The sequence below is a fragment of the Acholeplasma laidlawii PG-8A genome, assembly GCF_000018785.1.
GTDB classification, from domain to species: Bacteria; Bacillota_I; Bacilli_A; order Acholeplasmatales; family Acholeplasmataceae; genus Acholeplasma; species Acholeplasma laidlawii.
This window is the reverse complement of record NC_010163.1, coordinates 22,743-45,343: the sequence shown is the minus strand read 5'-3', so window position 1 is coordinate 45,343 and position 22,601 is coordinate 22,743. Positions and strand designations below refer to the sequence as shown.

Here is a 22,601-nt window from a genome sequence, read left to right as displayed (position 1 = left end):
TATTGTCCTTTATTAACCTTTCACACTACCTGCTGTAGTACCTTTTATAATATATTTAGAAAAAATCAGATATATGATCACTGTTGGAATAATTGCTAGAAACATAAGCATAAATCGAGCACCTTGATCAAAGTTTTTCGGATCAGATACACCCAGTTGAGCAATTATAATTGGCAACGTTCTTTTATTACCATCTTGAATAATTAAAGATGGTATGAATAAGTTGTTCCAACTTGCTACAAAAGCAAAGATAAATTGAACGGATAAAGCTGGTTTAATAATTGGAAGTACAATTTGATTAAACGTTCTAAATTCACTTGATCCATCAACACGTGCAGCTTCAATAATCTCATAAGGTAATACACTTTGAATGTATTGTTTCATGAAAAAGAATGTCGCTGGTGATGCAATTGCGGGTATGATGATTACCCAGTAATTATTTACAAATCCTATACTATATAATATCGTTACTAACCCGATACCGGCGATTTGTGATGGAATCATCATAACCGCTAATATCGCTAGATGGATAAATCTATTTCCTTTAAATTTATATAGATGTATTGCATAAGCTGTTAATGCACTAAAGTATGTTGTAAGTATCCCAGATACAAAGGCTATAAAGAAACTATTTCTAATACCTTCTATAACAAATAGGTTTTCTTGAGTTAGGATTTTATTTAAGTTTCTAATAAAAAATGAACCCGGAAATATTGAAAACCCCTTAGAAATATCAATGTGTGGTCTTGATGCATTTACAAACAATGTATAGAATAAGAAGATAATTACAAATGCAAACACACCTAAAATAAAGTAGATAAAGAATTTAAGAAAATATAAAGGGAGCTTATCAACAAAACGCATCTTTTTTAAATTAAATGATTTGTTCATCTTTTCATCTCCTTTCTTATTCTCTTCTCTTCACGGTATTCTTTAATTTCATCTTTATTCATGATAAAGAAGAATAATAAGCTAATAATCGTTGTAAGAATAAATAATATAACAGAAGCAGTACCTGCCATATCATATTGCTTACTTGTTCTTAGTAAGCCACTAATGTACATCATAACAGTCTGTGATGATCCTTGTGGACCACCAGTCCCTCTTGTAAAGACAAATGGTATATCAAACATTTGAATACCACCAACTAAAGAAGTAACTAAAACAAATAATAATATAGGTTTTAAAAGTGGTAGTGTAATCTTAGTAAATACTTGTCTACTATTTGCACCATCTACACTGGCAGATTCAATTAAAGAATCATCAATACCCATAATACCTGCCATGAGTAATATCGTTGTATTACCAAACCACATCAAGAAGTTCATCAGTGCTATTAGCGCTCTTGTTGGCCAAACATTATCAACGAAACTAAATGTTTCGGGGATAATGTTTAATTCAATTAGTAATGTTGTTAACCCACCTGTATTTGAAAATAGTTGAACAAATAACATGGAAAAGGCTGCTGCCATCACTAGGTTTGGAAGATACATGACTGTTTTAAAAAATGCCGTACCTTTTAGTTTAAGTCTAAAGGATGTAAACCATAATGCCATCAGTAATGAAACAATAACTTGGGGTATAAAACCCATCAACCATAAAACAATTGTATTACCCAGATATTTTATGAAGACACCTTGGCTAAACAATGTTACATAATTTTCAAAGCCTATGAAATTTGGTCCTATCTTTATAAACCCACCTTGTGCATAGTAATATTCAAAGAAACTATAGTAAAACGTTGATAATAGCGGGATCAGAGAAAAGACCAAATATACAATGATAAAAGGTGCTACAAAATAATATCCCCATTTGTTGTAATTAATTTTATTTCGCTTTTTAGACATAAATTATACCCCTTCATGTACTTATATTTAAAAATAAGTTTACATAATTTTAAAAGTTATTGATTCAAAAAGACTTGATGAGGGAAGGTAATTCCCTCATCAAATTTAATGTATATTAATTATTTTGGTTCTGCCGGTGTTGTTGGGAATTTTAATTCTGGATATTTTTCACCAACGATTTCTTTAAATCTTGTCCATGCTTGATCAAATGTTGATGTGCCTGCAAAGTAGTCTTTCATTGCAGTTTGAATACCTTCATTTAACCCTTGGTCATAAGGTGATGCATTACTCATATCGATTTTTTGGGCAGCTGACGTAAATAAAGCGATATGGTTTTGTCCACCTAAGAATGCTGAACCATATGTTGCATCGTTTGCTATTTTAGTCATAGCTGTTTTATTGTTTGTGTAGTCTTCAACTTCTCTTGTAATAGATTCTGCAATTGCTGGGTTTGCAGTCATCTTGATCATAATGTCTTTAACAAGTGTTGGATTGTCTGTACCTTTAGCACCCACTATCCAAGTACCACCCCAATAGTAACTTGCAGGACCTTGAACAACACGGTACTCACCAAATAATCCATTACCTACTTCTTTAGGTGCATCAGCATCATCTAGTGAGTTACCTAATAGCGTAAAGTTAATACCCCATGTTGAGTAAAAGAATCCAAATACATTGCCTGTTGATCCTTGGTCACTTTGCCATCCATCACTCCATAGTCCATTACCATTGTTATATCCATTTGTTGAATAGTTTTTAGTTTGTTTAATCCAGTTTAAGATTTGTTGGTCTACGACTACTTCATTTTTATCATTGACCCATTTAGCCGATGTATTATTTGAATATGCTCTAAATGCATCATCATAACCAGATAACATACTATAACTCTTAGCTTTCATTTGTGCTGCAACTGTGTCAAATTTAGCCCAAGTATCAATTTTAGCTTGTACTTCTGCTGGTACGTCAGTACCTAGTACTTCTCTTGCAATATCTGCTCTATAAGCAAATAAGCCTGGTGTTGCTTGCCATGATACTGCTCTTAATATACCCTTATCATCTGTAACGATATCCTTAGTATATTGATACATATCTGCAACAACTGATTCTTTAATTTTTAAATCACCATGAATATCTAATGCATAACGATCGTTTGCATATTTTGTAGCGTAATCCGCTTCAATTAAGAAGATATCCACTTTATCATTAGCTGCTGCTGAATTTTGGTTTGCCAGTGCAGCATCTAATGCGATTTGATACGCGTTGTTATCATTTGCAACTTGTATCCATTTGACGATTGTTCCATCATCTAAGAGATCTGTTCCATCAGAGTTTGTCTTAACAAAGCCTGGATAGAAATTTCTGAAACGACCGATAAACTCATCGTTCCAAACTCGAATAACTAGTGTAGAACCTTCTTCTTTTGCCTCTACACCACCTGATCCATTGTCACAAGCAACTAACCCAATAGCTGCAAGTAATACAAGTAACCCTACAAATAACTTTTTAAACATTTTAGTACCCCTTTTCTATATTTTAAATTTTAAAAAGTGTTTTTAATATCTTTAACTGTATGACCCTTTTGAAGTTTTCCAGTAATTGTTATTCTTTCAGAAATAAACTCTTTGGGATTTTCTATATGATTGATAAGCTTTAATGCTGCTTGTTTACCAATCTCTTCGCTATTTTGAACATAAGTTGTTAGCGTTGGTCTAAGTATTCTAGATAGATAAATCCCGTCATATCCAACAACTGAAATATCATTCGGTATGCTTAATCCATGTTTTTCTATTTCAGTCATCCCGCCCATAAATGAGTAATCATCAGGATATATGATACATGTTGGTTTTTCATCTAAACTAAGTAATTCCCTGGTTGCTATACCACTTTGTTTTGGTAAATGATAATCTGCTTGTTTAATATATGCTTGTGGTATATCGATATTTAGTCTTTGACATGCTGTTTTAAAAGATTCTAATCTATCTTTCGTAACTTGGGTCATTTCACCATGTATAAATGCAATTTTGGTGTGACCTAATTTATATATATAATCCACAATCTTTCCTAAACCAATATTATTATCCGACATGATAGCTGTTCTATTTGGAAAATCATGATCAATTGTAACAACCTTCATGTCTGATGCCATAAGTTGATGAATTTCAGGATCATCATAGTCTGCAGTAGCAATAATGACACCATCACATCTTCGGTAGCGTGCATGACTTAATAAGGTATGCTTTGTTGTACCAACCAAATTAGAGATGAAGGTAAAGTCATATCCTTTGATACGTAAGGTTTCTTGTATACTACTTAGCATAGTTGAAAAATACTCATGCTTTAAACCTGCTTTAGATTTATCAATATATACAACACCGATATTATAGGATCTATTTGTTTTTAAACTCCTAGCTTGAGAGTTTGCGATATATCCCATTTCTCTGGCAATCTTATGTATTTTCTTTGTGACTTTAATACTGATTTCATGACTATTGCTTAAGGCTTTACTCACTGTACCAATACTTACACCAGCCACATCAGCAATATCCTTTAACTTCACCATATTATCAATCCCCTATCGACGTAAACGTTTGCGCAACTATATTTTATCATGTCACTTTTTTAATTCAAGCAATTTTTTTACCTGAATGTAAGCGTTTTATTTTCAAAAATTATGTGATTCGCTTTAGTAAGGCGTTAACGTAATTTTTCTTACGTAAACGTTTTCGCATTTTCGTGTTGTGTTACTTATTAAATTGCTGGTTTATTTCTTATTTTTAGATTAAATTTGGTGGTTTACTATAAATAAAAGCCATAATCTATCAAATGATTATGGCCTATTTTAAAAATTATATGCAATTATTTTAAAATTTTTACGCTTCTGCTTCTAATTCATTAATGACCTCAATTAATAAATCAGGTCTATCTGTAATGATACCATCTGCACCGTTTTTAATTAGGAGTCTCATCTCTTCTTTAGAGTTTACTGTCCAGTATAAGACAGCCATATTTTTTCTATGTGCATCATTAATAATTTCTTTACCCATAAGGTTTGCACGGTAGATATCATCATCACCCTTAATTGCAATATTATTTCTAATAAAACCAGGTAGCATATCTAAAAGGTTTGCTGTTGATCCTGTAATAGACATAGATGATGGTGTCGGAAGGATTAACACCTCTGATTTAACTGTCCAAAAGAAATCGATAAAGAATGCACTATATACTGCAAACATTGTAACTTCTGATGTGCCAGCATTTACTAAAATATCTGGTGCATTGTCTTTAAAGTAAGTTGTGACATCATCTGAAAATGATGCTAGGACTACATGTGATTCTAAATTATATAAGTTAACTAAATCAATTAGTATTTGAGAAGCTAATACAAAGTCATGAATCTCATGATCATAACCTTCAGATGTTGGTGAATCTTTTATTTCTAATATGTATAATACATCATCACCAACATTTGTGAAGATATCTTATAACTTAGCAGGTACTAATTTAGATAGTATAGCTTCATCTGTTTCATTTTCAAATGGTTTGATACCTTTAACAGGATCATATGCATAATCACTAGGGTACGTAAATCTTCTAGCTAAATAGTAATTATCACTCTCATATTCAGCTAAGATATCTTGGTAGTTATGGGTTCTTATCAGTGTACCATTCATATCAGACTCACTAGAAAACTCTAAATCAAGATCGTGATGTGCAATTAAGATATTATCTTTTGTTAGTGCTAAGTCTATTTCTAAGACATCTGCTTGAAATTCATTAATTAACATATCATATGCCCATATGGTGTTTTCTGGTGCTAATAGTTTAGCTCCACCATGAGGAATGACCATAGGATAATCTGTGGTTTTTCTAAAGTGGTTTTCGTTTTTAGCTTTAGATAAACTAAATGGTACGATATTAAGTACAGCAAGCACTAAGATAAAACTTAAAACTGTAATAAGTGTCCATTTAACAACTTTTAGTAATATTTTCATATCTATTCTTTCTCCTGTTTAAGATACAGGGCATATAAATTATGTGCCAGTGCACAAATTGTCATGGGACCAACACCTTTAGGTACAGGTGTAATATATGAAGCAATCGGCTCTACATGTTCAAAGTCGACGTCTCCTACTAATTTTTTATCTACTCGGTTAATCCCAACATCAACGACAACAGCACCTACTTTGACCATATCTTTAGTAACAAATTTAGGTTTACCAATTGCAGCTACCAGTATATCTGCTTGTTTGGTGATGGATGGAAGATTTTTAGTTTTAGAGTGTGTAATCGTTACTGTCGCATTACGATCTAAAAACATTTTGGATAGTGGTGCACCAACGATTTGACTTCTACCAATAATAACCACATGTTTACCTTCAATTGGAATGTTATAAAAATCTAGTAACATCATTATACCTAGCGGTGTAGCAGGTCTAATACCGTCCTTTTTTTGAAATAGTAAACCTTGATTCATTGTATGAAATCCATCAACATCTTTTTTATAATCTATTAAAGATATAAGATAATCTGAATCCAAGTGTTTAGGAATAGGTAATTGAAGTAATATACCATGAACACCTTTATCTGTGTTTAACTTTTGTATTAAAGCTTCTACACTTAATTGATCAATTGCTTCATCTAGATAATTTATATGAACTTCCATACCTAAATTAGAGGCCGTATTAAGCTTTCCTTTAACATAACTTTTGCTTGCCTCGTCATTACCAATTAAAATGATTTCTAATTTAGGCTTTTTAGTTAAATATTGAACTTTAACACGAAGTGCTTCATTAAGTATATCTGCTGTTTTTCTTCCATCTAATAACATTATATAAGTTCTCCTTTATCATCCAACTTAAAATCCAGTGCCCGTGGACGATTATTTAAACCAGGCATCGTATTAATCCCTTTTGTAAGCACTACTAAAAGGTTCGCACCTAAAGACACTTTAATGTCGCTAATCTCTAAAACAAAATCTCTTGGTCTACCCTTTAATTTAGGATCTCCAGATAAAGAAAGTGGTGTTTTAGCAATGCAAATAGGAATTTCTAAATGTTTATATTGGTTTAGTTTCTTCTTTGCTTGTTGAGAGAAAATCACATCCTTTGCCCCATAAATATTTTCCGCTATTTTTCTGATCTTATATTCATGATTTTCTTCATTAGAATAAATTCTCTTAAATTTAGATGGTTCGTATGCCACTTTTTCAACTAACTTAGCTAAGTCTTTGGTACCTTCACCACCCTTACTATACCCTTCTGAAATACCATAATTTAGGTGATTGATTCTTGCCCAGTTTTTTAAGAATTGTAATTCCTCTTCTGAATCAGTATCAAACTTATTAAGTGCTACAACACTGTTTAAACCAAACAGTTTAATATTTTCTAAGTGTTTTTCAATGTTTTCTAATCCCTTAGAAAGTGCCTCAATATTAGGTTCATCTAAATTAGATTCTGTAACACCACCATGTAGTTTAAGCGCTTTAATAGTTGCAACTACAACCACTACACTAGCCTTTGTGTATAAATGTGGTTGCTTAATATGTAAAAACTTTTCCATACCTAAATCTGCACCAAAACCAGCTTCTGTGATGACATAATCAGCTAACTTTAAAGCAGTATTTGTTGCTATAACGCTATTACATCCATGTGCTATATTTGCAAATGGTCCAGCATGAACAAGTGCTGGTACCATTTCTTTAGCAAATACTAAATTTGGCTTAATAGCATCCTTTAGTAGTAATGCTAAACTATCCGCACACTTTAAGTCACTTACAAATAAATCTTTTCCATCTTTATCGGTACCTATTAAGATATTATTTAATCTTTCTTTTAAGTCTTTAAAATCCCTTGCTAGTGCCAAAATCGCCATCATTTCACTTGCTGCTGTAATGGTAAATTTATCATCTCTAGCTTTTGTCTTAACTTCTCTTAAGCTACGATCATTAACATCTAGTGCGCGTTGCCAGTAAACATCTTTAATATTTAATTCATTACCAAAGTACATATGATTATCAATGATTGCTGATAAAAGATTATTCGCTGATGTGAGTGCATGTATGTCACCATTAAAGTGAAGGTCGATATCTAATGAAGGTTCTAAAATAGAAACACCTCCACCAGTAGCACCACCCTTCATACCAAAAACAGGACCCATGGATGGTTCTCTAAGTGCTAACATAACATCTTTACCATTTTTCTTAAACCCTTGGGCTAAACCAATGGAAAGTGTTGTTTTACCTTCACCACTAGATGTAGGGTTAATCGATGTTACAAGAATAAGTTTACCAGGTGCTTTATCCTTTAATCTTTCTTGTAAACTTAACTCTATTTTAAACTTATCCTTACCATAGGATATGATTTCATCATCTAAGATATGTAATTCATCAATTAGGTAATTATATGTATTCATGCAATCAACCTCGTTTATTTTATTTCAATAGAACATATATGTATATTATACAAAATTTACGAGTGTAATTTTTGTAAAATAACCTTTTAGTATTATTAAACACTTTTAATATAGTTTATTTCTTTATCCACAACCGTTAAGTGATATCCTAAAATGATCTTTGGTAAACCAGAAATATCATTGATTTCATGATCAACAATATATCTCAATAACTTACCTCTCATCTGTTTATTAAACACACTGATCTTCTTACAAACATCTTCTTTGCAGTCTATAAAAGATACTTCATATAACTCAAACTTTGATTTATCAATTAATGCACTAAACTCTTTTGAGGCCAGACTTAGTATCTGTTTAGCACCTTTACTTGAAAAATAATTATTAATCAAATCTCGCCAAACCGATTTAGATTGTTTTAGTGTGAAGTCCATCCTATATGGTTTAATACCATCTAACGGCTTTATAACACCATATAATGCATCAATAATATACACATTATCGTTTAGATATGTACGCTTTATATCATCTAGTTGATTAAAGTTAAATGCCTTAAATGATTCACCTAAATAATAATCAAATGCAGTGAATCTATTATTTGATTCAAAATTATGATAGTAATTATATACAGTATCCACTAAGTTATCACTTAAATTAAAGTGCTTTTTATAATTAGCTTTATCTATCTTTTGAATTTCTTCTACAATGGACATAGTAACTGTTTCAAACATTGTTTTATTTTCTGTGGTTTGGGCCTGTGGGTTAAATAGTTTTGTAGGGGCAAAAATAATTGTCATGATATCTTCCTTAACTTAATTCATACATAAAAACATAAGAATTTTAGTTCTTATGTTTTTATTACATTTGATTTAAAAATTCTAATAGTAAATCCATTTTAACAATTTTAATTTGTTTATTACTTAATTGATGTATCATACCTAAATCTTCTAAGTAAGCTAGTTTTCTACTTAAAGTTTCTGGTGTAGTACCTAGAAAGGATGCTAAATCTTTTTTAGTCATTGGAAGTTCAATTGGCTTTAATGGCTCATTTGAATCATACAGTTCAAGCATATATAACAGGATTCTTTTTTCTACTTGTTCTGTAGCAATCCAACTTGCTTGTTTTTCTGATTTCTTTAATCTCTGGGTTAATTCACCAATAATTTTAAGACCAATTTTAGGATATATCTCCATAAGCTTTGAGATGTCTTCTTTTTTTATCATGCATACTTCAACTGGAGTTATTGCTTCTGCATAAGCATTGTTTTTTTCATCTAAGAAAATACTTAACTCACCTATAAAGTCTCCTGGAAATAACATTCTTAAAATATGTTCTTTAGCATTTTCAGATAAGTAGTACATTTTAATTTGTCCACTTCTTACAATATATAAGGTGTCTGATTTTTCACCATAACTAAAAATAAGTTCACCTTTATCAAATGATTTAGATTTGATAAGTTCTGTGATCTTTGTTAGTTCATCTAATTCTAGATGATTAAATATAGGTACCGTGACCAAGCATGTATGGTCATGATCTTTGTGTGTATGAGACATAAAATCACTCCAATCTATATCCATTATACACTAAAAGGTATTAAGTTTTTCCACATTCAATTTCCTTAGAGGTTATATTAGAAAACAACATATAAAGTAAAAGAGATAACATATCATCTGTTTAAGATGCTATGTTATCCCTTAATTAGGAACTAATTTAGTTTCATATACTTATAGTCGTCTTTAAGTATATGCTCTGCTCTTAAAACCTCTTCTTTAGTAGGTTCTGGTGTATCTTTAAGTTCATATTCAATACCCATGTTATCCCACTTCATAATACCTTTAGTATGATAAGGAAGAATGTCAATACCAATAAAGTTATCTAAAGAGTCAATGAATGTTCTTAGTCTTTCTAAGTAAACATCTTGCGAGTTAATTTGTGGTAAGAGTATATGTCTTAATATCGTAGGTATTTTTTTATCACTTAACAGTCTTGCAAACTTTAATATGTTTTTATTGCTTGCACCGGTTAACCATTTGTGACGTTCATCATCAATATGTTTAATATCTAGTAACACAAGATCTGTGTATTTGAGAAGTTCTTCAAACTCAGGTAATCTTGCTTCACTAAATGTACCTGCTGATGTATCTAAACACGTATGTATATTTCTATTTTTAGCTTCTTTGAATAATGCAGTTAAAAACCCGATTTGTAAGGTAGCTTCGCCACCTGATACTGTTAAACCACCTTTTTTATAGAATGCTCTATATTTATTATAGTCGTTTAATATCTCTTCTACGGTCATTAACTTATTATCTTCTGTGCCCCAAGTGTCTCTGTTATGACAGAATTTACATCTTAAAGGACAACCTTGTAAGAATAATACATATCTAAGTCCTGGTCCATCAAAGGCACCAAATGTTTCTATTGAGTGTACATTACCTACTACTTCTAGTAGATTAGAATCCTTCATGGAATGTACGCTTCATAACTTCTAATTTTTGTTCATTCGTTAGATTTGAGAAGTTTACAGCATAACCTGATACTCTAATTGTAAGGTTTGGATATAATTCTGGGTTGTCATAAGCTGCTTTTAATGTTTCTCTGTTAAACACGTTAACGTTTAAATGATATCCACCAGATGTGAAGTATCCATCTAATAAGGATACAAGGTTATTTACTTGTACATCATCTACAAGGTGAACAATAGAACCTTCAGCACTTATCGAATGACCTAATGCTTTTGGAATAATTGTAAATGTATTTGAAATACCGTCTTCTGCATCTTCATATGGTAATTTAGCAACAGACATTAATGATTTTAATGCACCTGATTTATCTCTACCGTGCATTGGGTTAGCACCTGGAGCAAATGGTTCACCATAACGACGACCATCTGGTGTATTACCTGTGTTTTTACCGTATACAACGTTAGATGTAATCGTTAAAACACTCATTGTTGGATGTGATTCTCTGTATGTTGGGTTCTTTCTAATATAGCTCATGAATTTACGTAATACATCTACAGCAATATCATCAACTCTATCATCATCATTACCATAACATGGGAATTCACCAACAGTTTCAAAGTCAGTAATTAATCCTGATGTTTCATCATAGATTGGGTGTACTTTTGCATATTTGATTGCTGATAATGAGTCAGCAACAACGCTTAATCCTGCAATACCAGTTGCAAATAATCTCTTAACATCACGATCATGTAAAGCCATTTCTAGTTTTTCATATGCATATTTATCATGCATGTAGTGAATAATGTTTAAAGCATTCACATAAACTTCAGCTAATTCTTCTAATGTTTTTTCATAACGTGACATCACAACATCATAATCTAATACATCAGTTTTTAAAACTTCCATCTTAGATTTTTCAAATACTTGTTTGCCACTTACTTCGTCACGTCCACCATTTAATGCATATAATAATGCTTTAGCGATGTTTGCACGTGCACCAAAGAATTGCATTTCTTTACCAATAGCCATTGGTGACACGCAACATGCGATACCATAGTCATCGCCATGTAGTGGTCTAATTGTATCATCATTTTCATATTGAATACTTGAAGTATCAATACTTACCTTCGCAGTGAAGTTTTTAAATCCTTCTGGAAGGTTGTTGCTCCATAAAACAGTCAGGTTTGGTTCTGCTGATGTACCTAGGTTATATAAAGTTTGTAATAATCTGAATGCTGTTTTTGTAACAAGTGATCTACCATCATTTGACATACCACCTAATACAGCAGTAACCCATGTTGGATCTCCTGTAAATAATTGGTTATATTCTGGAGTTCTAGCAAAACGTACCATTCTTAATTTCATGACGAAATGGTCAATAAATTCTTGAATTTCTAATTCGCTATATTTTGCAGCTTTTAAGTCTCTTTCGATATAGATATCTAAGAATGCATCGACTCTACCTAAACTCATTGCCGCACCGTTTTGTTCTTTAACAGCTGCTAAATAAGCTAAGTATAACCATTGAATCGCTTCTTTTGAGTCACTTGCAGGTCTTCTTAAGTCAAATCCGTACATATCTCCTAATTGAATTAATTCATTTAATGATTTAATTTGATCAGATAATTCTTCTCTTAAACGGATTTTGTGCTCAGACATTGGGAATGTTAATTCTTCTTGTTGTGCATATTTATCTTTGATTAAAGCGTCTACACCATAAAGAGGTACTCTTCTATAATCTCCAATAATACGTCCTCTACCATATCCGTCTGGTAAACCAGTAATGATATGAGAACTTCTAGCGTTTCTAATTTCTTTAGTATATGCATCAAATACACCTTGGTTATGTGTTTTTCTAACGTTTGTATAAATATCAATTGTTTCTTGTTCTACTTTATAACCATAAGCTTCAACGGATTTTACAGCAACGTTAATTCCACCTTCAGGAAAGAATCCACGTTTTAATGGTGCATCAGTTTGTAAACCAACAATTTTTTCGATATCTTTATCGATATACCCTGGCGCATGGCTAATGATTGTAGATGCAACCTTTGTATCTAAATCAATTACGCCACCTTTTTCTTTTTCAAGTTTCAATAAATCTTTAAAAGATTCATTTAATGATAAAGAACTTTCTACTGCACCTTCTAAAAAAGTGCCGTCTCCTGTATACTCTGAATAGTTTTGTTTTATGAAATCTGCAACATCGACTGCTTTTTCCCAGTTACCAGATTTAAAACCTTTCCATGATTGAGCCATGATTTCATTCCTCCTAATTAATGTTTACATATGAATCATGTATTCTTACTATCATTTTATAACCTTCAAAAGCATTTTGCTTGGAATGTTATAAATGAAAACGCTTCCTCTGGTGCGCTATTAGAATGTGTGATATTTAAGAGAAATTATTTTATGATTATGGTATCATATATTCATATATGTTTATTCGGAGGTTTCATGAAAAAAGCAATTATTTTAGTAGGTGTTCCAGGTTCTGGAAAATCTACTTATGCAAAAAAACTTGAATACATGCATTTTTCATCAGATATGATTCGTTTAGAGCTATTTGGTACTTTAAGAAAGCACCATAGCCAAAAAGATGATGAGACGGTGTTTAATTTATTACACGATCGTGTCTTTTCTTATGATGACTCCTTAATTTTTGATGCAACCAATATTTCAAGAGCCCTTCGTACATCGCTTTATGAAAAATTCAAGGCACGTGGATATACTGTAGAAATTCATATGGTCCTAGAACCACTTATGTTTGCAAAATATCAAAATGAGAAGCGTTCTTTTGAAAAGGTAGTACCTTTTCATATTATTGAGCACATGTATAAATTTATGGCACCACCTAGAGTTGGAGTAGATTGTGATAACTATAAGATTATTAGTCAGTCTACATTCTTAAATTCCAATACGGAATATAATGACTTTATTAATAGTGCTTTAAAAGATGGAATCTATGAGACTGTTAGAAGATACATTTCCGCTGCATATATGCCAGAGTTTGAACGTTTAAACGAGAATCATGAAACTCCTTATCATTTAGAAGATATTGACACACATATCGATATGTGTATTAAAAATTCACATGATCCAGTTATGCACATTGTTTCCGCATTACATGATCTTGGTAAATCTCAAGCTAAGTACAATGGACACTACAAAGGTCATGAAACAATTTCTAGTATCTATGCATTACGATTCTTCGATGAAGTTAAAAACAAACCAAAAGATATAATCCCAAGAGATATTATAGAAACTGTGCTTCAACATATGACAGCTCACCACGGTATATCACTAAGTGTTATTGAAAAAAACAAATTAGAACCGCATGTAGTAGGTTACATTGAACAATTCAATGAAATTGATGAAGTAAGTCGTATTACAAATATGCCAAGAAATGAAAAAATACATAGTAATAAATAGTAAAAACGGTTTGATGCTTAGGTATCAAACCGTTATTTTATTATTTGTTTGTCTTCTATTCTAAAAAACTTTTATACTTTTTGATTGCCCTTATGTTTGAGTAGAAAGCAATAATAAACAAGAAAAACAGTGCAATTGTAGCAATAATTACCGTTATTTTTTCATCTTCTGTCTCATACAAATTAACAATATATATTCCACCAAATAATACCATTAATCCCAAAATCACTGAGCCTATAGCACGTATTTGTGCAACCTTTATTCCGTTTTTAATAAATTTGTAATCTTTTCCCATTCTTAAATCCCCTCGTATAAGGTTATTTCTTTATAATAGCTTAATATATTCATTTTATAATAATGGCGAGAAACCCTTTAATACTGCCTGTACTACTCTATAGATAATATTTCTCTTAGTGAAGTCTTTGATTGTAATACGTTCACTTTCTTTGAGTGTGTATTCATAATAATTAACCATATTAGAAATAGTTTTTATATCATTCAACCATAAGTTGTTTTCTAAGTGCATGTATAAGCTTCTAAAGTCTAAATTACTTGATCCAATCATCGCTGCTTCTTTATCACAAATAATCATCTTAGAGTGGATAAACCCTGGTTTATATCTATAAATTTTAACTCCGCTATGAACAAGTTCTTCCGCATATGATTTTGACACCATATATACAAATCTCTTATCCGGTATACTTGGCATAATGATGTGTACATCGACACCACTTTGAGCGGCTAGTTTAAGTGCGGTTGCGATTTCATTATCTAAAATTAAGTACGGTGCAGTAATATAAATTGTCTGCTGTGCATCATTAATTAAGTGTAGATATATATTTTTAGCTGTTAGATTATTATCTACCGGGATATCTCCAAACGGAATATAGATTGCATCATTTATAATTGGTGGATATTTGATGTTATATTTTGAAAAATCAGTTGTATCATCTTTTTTAGAAAACGACCAGTTTTCTAAAAAGAGCATTGTCATACTCCAAACAGCTTCACCTTCAATCATGATACCAGCATCATTCCAGTGACCAAATACTTTTTTCTTATTTGTATATTCATCTCCTATATTAAATCCACCAGTAAAGGCTACTCTATTATCTATAACTACAATTTTTCTATGATCTCTAAAATTCATAGCAAAGTTCACGTGTAGTTTCATCGGGTTAAAACGAACAACTTTAATTCCCATTTTAGTTAACTTTTTATGATAATAAAATGGAAGTTTGGTTGCAGAACCAAAATCATCATACATGATTCTGATTTCCACACCTTGTTTTTGTTTTTCTATAAGAACCTGTAATATTTCATCCCACATCTTAGAAATCGTGATAATAAAGTATTCCATGAAGATGAAGTGTTTTGCTTTTTTAAGTTCTCTTAAAAGTTCAGTTTGTTTTTCTTCACCACTACCTAAAAAAATGGAAGATGTGTTTTTAAAAGATGGGAAATTTAAATTGGTTAGGTATTTTTGTTGTTTTAAGTACTTAGGGTCAAAAACGGATTTAATTTTTCGCATCTCATTTTCTCTTACCTTTTGCATCCGCCTCATGGTTGATGAAGAAGAGATAGATAGTCTTTCTGTTTTGGCGTATAAGTAAAAGAGTACACCAAACACAGGTAGCACAATCATAAATACCACCCACATCAATTTAAACATCGGATTTTCATCGGTTGTAATAATATATAAACTTAATATCACACCAAGTATCATAGATACAAGATGAAGGTAATACCAGGTTGCTGCAAACTCATAGACAAACCACCATAAAATACCAATTTGAAGTAACAAAATTAGTCCAATGATTGTAAGTCTATTCGTTAGTAAATTTATAAACCTTCTCATTTTAAACTCCTTTTAATAATTAAAAGAAACTTTGAATCAGGGGCATTAACATAATAGATGCGATGGTACTTACAACATAAATCACATAACTCATTAAATAAGGTGAATTTTCTCTTTCATCTCTAAATTTAATCATGAACGTTATAACCGGTATAAAAAATATTAAAGATACGACAAAATTAAGGTATGTTGTAGCAACAAGGATTGCAGTCACATTTTTATAATCTGTTTTAAAGTAAATTAAATATAAGAAAAAACTAAGTATCGTAACTACAGTTAAGATGATGTGAACATATCTTAAGATATTAAAAACTTTCTTCATATATTTTCTTCTTACCTTCCCAATAGATCTTATCTTCTGTTGTGATTTTTCTTATAACTTTACATGGGTTTCCAGCAGCAATCACATCACTTGGTATATCTTTAGTTACAACACTACCACTTCCAATGATGGTATTATCTCCAATATGTACACCAGGCATTACAACTACATTACCACCAATCCATACGTTGTTACCGATGGTGATTGGTAGACCATATTCTAAACCTGTAATTCTTACATCTTTATCAATTGGATGTCCTGCAGTATATAATCCAACACGTGGACCAAACATGACATTGTCTCCAATGGTGATTGTATTTACATCTAAGAAAATACAATCAAAATTAGCATAGAAATTCTTTCCTACAAAAGTATGTTTACCATAATCAAAATAAACCGGTGGTGTAATTTTTAATTTATCTTTATAACCGCCAAGAATCTCTTTAATAAGTTCATCTCTTAGTTTGTGATTGTTATAGTGTGCATGGTTATACTGATAAAGTTTATCAAGCATATTATCTCTTATTTTGCCTAACTCTTCGCCTTCAGCCATATAGAGTTCACCACTTAGCATACGTTTTAATTGGCTCATACTTGTTACGCTCCTACAACATTTTTAATACGTTTTGCAAGACCTATAACTTCTTTAGTAGTTATCCCGCAAAGCGCCACTCTAAGCCCTTTTTCCATAGGAATAAGGTAGATGTTATCATCTATTAGTTTTTCATAATCTTTTTCTGGATTATTTGATTTTACTAAAACAAAGAATCCGCCTCTATAAGGATAGATATCTAAATTATTTTCTAAGGCTTCTTTAATGAATATCTCACCTCTTTGTTTAAGTGTTGATGTGAGTGTAATTAAGTACTGAACATATTCATCTTTTTTAGTAGCAAGTTTATTAAAGATACCTACACCTACAGATGGTGCTGTTGACCATTTACCAAGTGCATCTTCAAGAACGTGAACTTTAAAGAATGCTTGTTGTTCCTTTGTATGAAATAAACCTAATAAACCACCTAGTCTTACGCCATACATTGCAAATGATTTAGATGCACTAAAGGCGGTTAATACTTGAACGTGTGGTTTCAGTTGTTTAAATGCTAAGAAGTTATTTCTAGCATTTTTAAAACCTTTAGGATCATAATCAAAGTAGGCTATATCGTAGACTAAAATAAGTTCATTCTTATCAAAACTATTTAGTATTTCAATGATACTTTGCCACTCTTTATCTGATAAGCTAAAACCTGTTGGATTATGACATGGATCGTTAATAACAACAATCACACGCTTTTGAATACTGGTTAAATAGTTTAATTGTGTTTTAAAATCTTCCAAATCAAATCCGTCACCCTTAAACATATTATGCTCATGCACTTTAAGCTTAGCTGCATTCAAAAAGTATTCATAACGCCATCTTAAATTCGGTACTAAGACTTTATCACCGACATGACCATAGGTATTAAAAATAAGTGAAATTGCACCACTACCACCCGGTGTAGATAGTGCTCCTATTAAAAACTTTTCTTCCACTGATTTTCTTTTATCATCTAATACCCAATCTATGACGTTTTCTACAAACATAGGCCCACCATCGGTAGCACCATATTTAAATGCATCTAGTAAATCTAGATCATAATATGCTTTTTCTACTGCTGGTATGATGAGTTTAGAGTCATCATTATAAAACATGCCGATTGTAGCATCAATGACATGCTCATTTTTAGACTTTGCTATTTGTGCTGATTTAGCAATTTTTAATATATCAATTTTAGACATTAGATTCTCCTTCGCTAAAACATATTTATATATATCATTTTAGCATGTATTATGATTACGTAACTTTTGTGGTTATTTATCAGAAATGTTTTTAAAATAGTTTTTGATATATACGACCGGTGTACCCTTATCGCCACTACCGGTTACTAAATCACAAAGTGATCCAATTAAATCCACATATCTTCTTGGTGTAGTACCTAATTTGGCATCATCCGTTAACGTATTTGATTTTTGACTAATTTCACTAATGATTGCACTTTTAAGTGCATCACCAGATAAATCTTTATATTTATCATCTGACATATATTTAAGTTTAATTTCGTTTGGTGTACCTTCTAAGCCTTTTGTATAAGAAGGACTCACAACAGGGTCTGCCAACTCCCAAATACCACCAACCGGGTCTTTAAAGGCCCCGTCTCCGTAAATTAATACTTCTACATGTTTCCCAGTTAACGCTTTAAATTTCTTTTGAATATCATAAACTATTAGATCATTATGATGAGGAAATAACTTGACACTTTCACTTCCAGCAGCATTTGATCCATATAGACCATAGACTTCATTAAACCCTGAGTTCAATACTGGTTTATTTAATAAATCATCTAGCCCTAAGACTTTACTTGCTTGATGGCTTTTTAGTCTTTCTTTTGTAGCTATTCTAGTATGGATATCACATACTAATACTTCGCTTGTATACTTCAAAATATCTTCTGGATTATTTGAAAATACAAAGCTAACTTCACAGTTTTCTTTTTCTATAATGTCTTTATAATATTGAACCATATTGACACCCGTAAACGGGTGTTTAAAATGGCTAAATTCTTTTTGATAGGTTGCTTCATCGATGATAGTATCATATGGATTGATGCCAAGTCTTTCTAGGTCTTTCTCATATAATATACTATTACCTACTTCATCTTTAGGATAGCTTAATAAAATGGTTAATTTGTCCATTGCACGTGCAATAGCACGAAGCGGACTTGCAAAACGGTTTCTAGATAAAATTGGAAACACTAATCCTATATGTTTTGTATGAAACTTTTCTTTCACATCATAAGCTATTTGATCAAGTGTTGCATAATTTCCTTGTGCAATACTTACAACAGCTTCTGTCACAGCGATAATGTCCTTATCATCAAAGTTAAAGTTATCTGTTTTTGAAGCCTTCATAATTGAATCTACTACAATTTGACTTACATCATTACCACTACGAATAATCGGGGTACGTATACCTCGTGCTACAACACCTACATCACTCATTAATTGTTATCTCCTTTGAGTCAATATACATTTCTAATAATTCACATGCTAAATATAGCCAGTGTTTTGTTTCATGTTTAGTAGACATGTTGATTTCAACATGTCCTCTGGATTGTCCAAGTCTGATATTCATCTTAGATTTGGAGGCTACATAAAGTAGTCTCATACCATCTATAAGTTCACTTTTTTCTAAGGATATGACCATTTTAACGAAATCTTTTTCATGCACAGTTTTTTCAATACCGACTTGATGTCCTAACTTCTTATAAAGTTTCTCATACATATAGGTCATCAAATCTATATCAATTGGACCGAATCTATCTAGTAATTCTTGTTTTAAATCTTCTAAATCTTGCATCTTATTTAAAGAAGCAATTCTTTTATGTATTTCAATTCTGACCGGGTCATGATTAATATATGTAGGCGGTATGTGTCTTTTTGAAAATACTTGATCAACCGTATCTGTCTTAGGAGATTCATATGCTTTACCCGTCATAACTTCATCAAGAAGTTTCATATACAGGTCCATACCTACTGAATCAATAAACCCTGATTGTTCTTCACCTAAAATATCACCTGCACCACGAATACCTAAATCTCTTAGTGCAATTTTAAACCCTGAACCTAAATCGGTAAAGTCTTCAATAACAGATAAACGTTTCTTGGCTTCATCATTTACATCTTTATAGCCATCAAACATTAAATACGCATAAGCAATTCTATCTGATCTACCTACACGTCCACGTAATTGATAGAGTTGTGCAAGACCTAAGTGATCGGCATCATGGATAATAAGTGTATTGGTGTTTGGTATATCTACACCTGTTTCTATAATAGTCGTTGAAACTAAAATATCAAATTCTTTTTCAACGAATCTAGACAGTGTATCTTCAATTCTATTTTTCGTCATCTTACCATGTGCATATGTAATTCTTGCATTTGGTACAAGTTGTTGTAGTTTTAATACTTGAGCTTCCATGCGCTCTGTATTATTAAATAAATAAAATACTTGTCCACCTCGTGATAGTTCTCTATCAATAGCTTCTTTAATTAATGCAGGTTGTCTTTCAACAACATAGGTTTGTACGGGATATCTATTTAAAGGCGGTGTATCAATCATAGATAGGTCCTTAAGCCCGTACATGGCCATTTGAAGCGTTCTTGGAATAGGTGTTGCAGATAAAGTTAGGGTATCCACATTCACTTTAATTTCTTTAATTTTTTCTTTATGTTGAACCCCAAAGCGTTGTTCCTCATCGATAATAAATAAACCTAAATCTTTAAAGACAATGTCATCACTTAATAATCTGTGTGTTCCGATAACGACATCAATATAACCCTTAGCTATTTTTTCTAGCACTTCTTTTTGTTCCCTTTTACTAACATATCTAGAAAGTAGTGCAACACTTCCACCATACTTTTCAAACCTGTCTTTAAAGGTTAAATAGTGTTGTCTAGCCAGTACCGTAGTCGGTACTAGGTAAGCAACTTGTTTGGCATCTACAACAGCTTTAAAGGCTGCACGAAGTGCCACTTCTGTTTTACCATAACCAACATCCCCAGCAATAAGTCTATCCATAGGTTTAGAACTTTCCATATCTTCAAATACGGCATCAATCGCTTTTTGTTGGTCAATGGTTTCATCATAATTAAAGTCTTTTTCAAAAGAAGTTAACATATCTGTTCTAGGACTAAACTGATATCCTTCTGCTTGATGTCTTTTGGCATAAAGATTGAGTAGTCTATCCGATAAGTCTTTAATCTTTTGTTTGACTTGAGCTTTGGTTTTACTCCATTGTTTAGCGTTTAACTTAGATAGTTTAGGTTTAACTTGATCATAACTTTTATATTTTAAAACTAAATCAATTTGATCTGTTGGTACATAAAGTGCCTCATCTTTATCATAAACAATATGTAGATAATCTCTTTTATCTCCAGATAAAGTCATTGTCTTTAGACCAATGTATTGACCAATACCAAAATCATAGTGCACAACATAATCACCATTTTGTAGTTCTGAGATATCTCTAATTTTTACGGCTTGGTTAATAACTGAGCGGTATCTGACCTTAGCTTTTTTCTTAGTATCTAAGATAGTATCTTCAGTTAAGATGATAAATTTATGATTTAGATCAATAAATGATCCCGGTAAATCTTCTTCCACTAATACAACCATTGCGTCTTTAAACTGGTTGACACTATAACTTATCTTGTGATTCGTTAAATGCTCTTTAATACGTTCAAAAGATACCATAGTCTTAGTAGATATGAGTATATTAAATCCGTTATATTCATTTATAAATAAGATCAGTTGTTCTAAATGTCCTACAAATGGATCCACATCTAAAACACCTAAATCAGTAGATGGTTTATCAGATACTGAATATATTTGAAATGATAAATGATTTTTCTTCAGTAGTTCTTTTAATTTTACTTTAAAGTTTAAACCTATGAATGCCTCTCCTTGCATGGTATGACTATAGGTTAATAAATCTTGATACGTTGTTTCTTCATTCAGTTCCATCTTATAACTATCAACAAGTATTAAGTCATATGGGTTACTAAAATCTAAAATGGTTGTCACTTCATCATTAAAGAACTCTATATACATAGATAGACTATCCATACGTTTACGTTCTTCAATATGCATAAGATCAGTTTCTAACTTTTTATCTTCTTTTTCAGATAATTTAAAGCCACTAAAATATTTACTTATTTTTTCAAGTGCCTGTTCTTTTAATTCATCCGTATAAAATAATTCATTTAATGGGGCAATGTCTATGGATGTAATATGATTCATACTTTTTTGAGTTTGTACATCAAATGTCTTTATTGATTCTAAGGTATCACCAAAAAAGTCTAGACGGTAAGGATCTTTATAATCATGTGTATAGATATCTAATATAGAACCTCTAATAGAAAACTCGCCTGGTCGTTCTACTGTATAGTTAAACTGATAGCCATCATATATTAGTTTTTTTGTAAGGTCAGTAAGATCGTAATCTTGATTAACACTTATTTTTTTAACACTACGCTCATAATCTTCAGGCTTTAATTGTCTGTGTAAAATACCTTCTTGAGTGGTGATGATGATATACTTATCATCTGCTTGTAAAAGTTTTCTTAAAGTAAATAGACGCTCGTTTTTAAACTCAGGAGACCCTAACGCCATCATGGAGGTTAGTGTTTGATCCATTGGATAAAACAATACTTTACTTTCATCAATAAT

General features: G+C 31.6%; 19 protein-coding genes and 1 pseudogene. 1 reads left to right on the top strand and 19 read right to left on the bottom strand.

All coding sequences use genetic code 11. The features are described 5' to 3' along the window. Window positions 1-12 precede the first annotated feature (12 nt). The 12 genes from ACL_RS00200 to pflB all read right to left on the bottom strand — a co-directional run bounded on the left by ACL_RS00200 (window position 13) and on the right by pflB (window position 12,980). A complete protein-coding gene (locus ACL_RS00200; protein WP_012242011.1) occupies window positions 13-891 on the bottom strand; it encodes a carbohydrate ABC transporter permease in 879 nt (292 codons plus the stop codon). Beyond that, entirely contained in the window at window positions 888-1,847 is a 960-nt protein-coding gene (locus ACL_RS00195) for a carbohydrate ABC transporter permease (protein WP_012242010.1), read from the bottom strand. The genes ACL_RS00200 and ACL_RS00195 overlap by 4 nt, the downstream gene beginning before the upstream one ends. Before the next feature lie 119 nt (window positions 1,848-1,966). Beyond that, window positions 1,967-3,358 carry an ABC transporter substrate-binding protein gene (locus tag ACL_RS00190; protein ID WP_012242009.1) on the bottom strand — a complete coding sequence of 464 codons (1,392 nt, stop codon included), beginning with the start codon at window positions 3,356-3,358 and terminating at the stop codon, window positions 1,967-1,969. 29 nt (window positions 3,359-3,387) lie between these two features. Further along, complete coding sequence (locus ACL_RS00185; protein ID WP_012242008.1) at window positions 3,388-4,407, bottom strand: LacI family DNA-binding transcriptional regulator; 1,020 nt, start codon at window positions 4,405-4,407, stop codon at window positions 3,388-3,390. A gap of 310 nt (window positions 4,408-4,717) precedes the next feature. Next, complete coding sequence (locus ACL_RS00180; RefSeq protein WP_041633707.1) at window positions 4,718-5,080, bottom strand: glycerophosphodiester phosphodiesterase family protein; 363 nt, start codon at window positions 5,078-5,080, stop codon at window positions 4,718-4,720. A gap of 246 nt (window positions 5,081-5,326) precedes the next feature. Next, window positions 5,327-5,839, bottom strand: a complete 513-nt coding sequence (locus tag ACL_RS00175; protein WP_041633705.1) for a glycerophosphodiester phosphodiesterase family protein — start codon at window positions 5,837-5,839, stop codon at window positions 5,327-5,329. Window positions 5,840-5,841: 2 nt separating this feature from the next. Continuing rightward, window positions 5,842-6,675, bottom strand: coding sequence for a bifunctional 5,10-methylenetetrahydrofolate dehydrogenase/5,10-methenyltetrahydrofolate cyclohydrolase (locus tag ACL_RS00170; protein ID WP_012242007.1), 834 nt, complete (start codon window positions 6,673-6,675; stop codon window positions 5,842-5,844). Beyond that, a complete protein-coding gene (locus tag ACL_RS00165; protein ID WP_012242006.1) occupies window positions 6,675-8,258 on the bottom strand; it encodes a formate--tetrahydrofolate ligase in 1,584 nt (527 codons plus the stop codon). The genes ACL_RS00170 and ACL_RS00165 overlap by 1 nt, the downstream gene beginning before the upstream one ends. A gap of 95 nt (window positions 8,259-8,353) precedes the next feature. Then, window positions 8,354-9,052, bottom strand: coding sequence for a YaaA family protein (locus tag ACL_RS00160; RefSeq protein ID WP_012242005.1), 699 nt, complete (start codon window positions 9,050-9,052; stop codon window positions 8,354-8,356). A gap of 61 nt (window positions 9,053-9,113) precedes the next feature. After that, window positions 9,114-9,833: a Crp/Fnr family transcriptional regulator gene (locus ACL_RS00155; protein WP_064211987.1), complete on the bottom strand. Its 720-nt coding sequence runs from the start codon at window positions 9,831-9,833 to the stop codon at window positions 9,114-9,116. Between the two features lie 128 nt (window positions 9,834-9,961). Then, window positions 9,962-10,723, bottom strand: coding sequence for a pyruvate formate-lyase-activating protein (gene pflA, locus ACL_RS00150; protein WP_012242003.1), 762 nt, complete (start codon window positions 10,721-10,723; stop codon window positions 9,962-9,964). Continuing rightward, window positions 10,710-12,980, bottom strand: coding sequence for a formate C-acetyltransferase (gene pflB / locus ACL_RS00145; protein WP_012242002.1), 2,271 nt, complete (start codon window positions 12,978-12,980; stop codon window positions 10,710-10,712). Before pflB ends, pflA begins: the two co-directional genes overlap by 14 nt. Before the next feature lie 198 nt (window positions 12,981-13,178). Between pflB and ACL_RS00140 the strand changes: the two genes are divergently transcribed. Beyond that, a complete protein-coding gene (locus ACL_RS00140; RefSeq protein ID WP_012242001.1) occupies window positions 13,179-14,153 on the top strand; it encodes an ATP-binding protein in 975 nt (324 codons plus the stop codon). Between the two features lie 55 nt (window positions 14,154-14,208). Here the strand turns inward: ACL_RS00140 and ACL_RS00135 are convergent, their stop codons facing one another. The 7 genes and pseudogenes from ACL_RS00135 to mfd all read right to left on the bottom strand — a co-directional run. Further along, complete coding sequence (locus tag ACL_RS00135) at window positions 14,209-14,448, bottom strand: hypothetical protein (RefSeq protein WP_012242000.1); 240 nt, start codon at window positions 14,446-14,448, stop codon at window positions 14,209-14,211. A gap of 54 nt (window positions 14,449-14,502) precedes the next feature. Next, window positions 14,503-16,011 (bottom strand): cardiolipin synthase, encoded by a 1,509-nt coding sequence (cls, locus tag ACL_RS00130; protein ID WP_012241999.1) that lies wholly within the window; start codon window positions 16,009-16,011, stop codon window positions 14,503-14,505. A gap of 19 nt (window positions 16,012-16,030) precedes the next feature. Next, complete coding sequence (locus tag ACL_RS00125) at window positions 16,031-16,333, bottom strand: hypothetical protein (protein ID WP_012241998.1); 303 nt, start codon at window positions 16,331-16,333, stop codon at window positions 16,031-16,033. Beyond that, window positions 16,317-16,925 carry a sugar O-acetyltransferase gene (locus ACL_RS00120; RefSeq protein WP_012241997.1) on the bottom strand — a complete coding sequence of 203 codons (609 nt, stop codon included), beginning with the start codon at window positions 16,923-16,925 and terminating at the stop codon, window positions 16,317-16,319. The genes ACL_RS00125 and ACL_RS00120 overlap by 17 nt, the downstream gene beginning before the upstream one ends. Window positions 16,926-16,930: 5 nt before the next feature. Continuing rightward, window positions 16,931-18,112, bottom strand: coding sequence for a pyridoxal phosphate-dependent aminotransferase (locus ACL_RS00115; protein ID WP_012241996.1), 1,182 nt, complete (start codon window positions 18,110-18,112; stop codon window positions 16,931-16,933). A gap of 72 nt (window positions 18,113-18,184) precedes the next feature. Continuing rightward, window positions 18,185-19,372 (bottom strand): coenzyme F420-0:L-glutamate ligase, encoded by a 1,188-nt coding sequence (locus ACL_RS00110; RefSeq protein ID WP_012241995.1) that lies wholly within the window; start codon window positions 19,370-19,372, stop codon window positions 18,185-18,187. Further along, window positions 19,365-22,379 (bottom strand): annotated as a pseudogene (gene mfd / locus ACL_RS00105) (transcription-repair coupling factor); the annotation flags it as partial. The pseudogene mfd and the gene ACL_RS00110, both read right to left, overlap by 8 nt. Window positions 22,380-22,601: the final 222 nt, after the last annotated feature.